Below are 238 nucleotides of genomic sequence, written 5' to 3'. Positions count from 1 at the left end.
CAACAGTATAGACAGCTTTTTATTGTCATCATCAGAACGCGCTGATTTGCTTCCTAATGCGATTATTAGCTGCTGTGTATCAGTTGGTGACTTGTACGCTTTAAAACGTGTGACAAGCGAATTTAAGCAAGCAATGAAAGAACGCGACACTATCAATGTCGTTGATGAGCTGGCAGCAATCAAAATTGATGAGAAATATTATGAGCAAGCAAATAGAGCAATTACTAGCAGTAAACAG

Annotated in this window: 1 protein-coding gene; it reads left to right on the top strand. The window is 38.7% G+C overall.

Annotated elements, in window-relative coordinates; translation table 11 throughout:
* On the top strand, positions 1–238 hold a 238-nt coding region (locus NJD71_RS13895; protein ID WP_319052471.1), incomplete at both ends, for a hypothetical protein.

Origin of the sequence: Psychrobacter sp. PP-21 (assembly GCF_033790785.1) — a bacterium.
Taxonomy (GTDB): Bacteria; Pseudomonadota; Gammaproteobacteria; order Pseudomonadales; family Moraxellaceae; genus Psychrobacter.
The sequence above is the reverse complement of the archived record's forward strand: the minus strand, read 5'-3'. Positions and strand labels throughout refer to the sequence as shown.